Here is a 1,029-nt window from a genome sequence, read left to right on the forward strand (position 1 = left end):
GGGCCGGTTGATGAAGAAGCGGGGGAAATTCATTTGCGGGCCTCCGCCGAGCCGGCCGCGCCGTCAGCCTTGGCGGGGTCCGCGCCGGCGGCCGGTGCCGCGGGCGGCTGCATGGGCACCATGCGCGGCGTGACCGCCATGCCGGGGCGCACGAGGCCCTTGATGATGATCTTCTCACCGGCCTGCAGGCTGCCGTTGATGACGCGCAGCCCGTCCACCACCGGCCCCAGTTCGATGGGCCGGTACTGGGCCTGGTTGTTCTCGCCCACGACCAGCACGTAGTTGCGCCCTTGGTCGGTGCCCACGGCCTGATCGTCGATCAGGACGGCCTCGCGCGCCGCGCCGGTGGACAGCTTGACCCGGGCGAACATGCCGGGTGCCATGCGCCCATCCGGGTTGGGCACAACGGCGCGCGCGCGGATCGTGCCGGTGCTTCGGTCAATGGTGTTGCCCACGAAGTCGAGCGCGCCCCTGTGCGGGAAACCCTTGTCCGTGGTCAGCCCGACCTGCACGGGCAGCGAGGCCTTGCCGCCGGCGCCCGCAGCGGGCCGCGAGCGGCTCACGACGTTGAGGTACGTGGCTTCGTCGATGTCGAAGTACACGTGCAGCGGGTCGATGGACACGATCGTGGTCAGCAGCGTGGCCGCGCCGGCGACACCGCCGCTGACCAGGTTGCCCTCGGTCACGAGCACGCGGTCAACGCGCCCGGCGATGGGCGCCGTGACGCGGGCGTAGGACAGATCCAGCCGCGCCGCAGCGACGGCGGCCTTGGCCGCTTGCACCTGGGCCTGGCGCGCACTGCGCGCGGAGACGGCATCGTCGTAGGTCTTGCGCGCGACAGCGCCGGTCGCCACCAGGCGCTCGGCGCGGTCGAAGTCGGCCTGGGCCTGACTGGCCAGCACCTCGGCCTGTTGCAGTTGCGCCGCAGCCGTGTCGAGCGTGACCTGGAACGGTCGGGGGTCGATCTGGAACAGCAGTTGTCCCTTGCGCACCAGGCTGCCCTCGGGGACGCTCACAGCATCGACGGCG

Annotated in this window: 1 protein-coding gene; it reads right to left on the reverse strand. The window is 71.5% G+C overall.

The genetic code is table 11. The features are described 5' to 3' along the window. Positions 1-29: 29 nt before the first annotated feature. Positions 30-1,029, reverse strand: a 1,000-nt coding sequence (locus N7422_RS26805; RefSeq protein WP_279809345.1) for an efflux RND transporter periplasmic adaptor subunit, incomplete at its 5' end; no start/stop codon positions are given.

Source organism: Pseudomonas sp. GD04091 (genome assembly GCF_029836165.1).
Taxonomy (GTDB): Bacteria; Pseudomonadota; Gammaproteobacteria; order Pseudomonadales; family Pseudomonadaceae; genus Aquipseudomonas.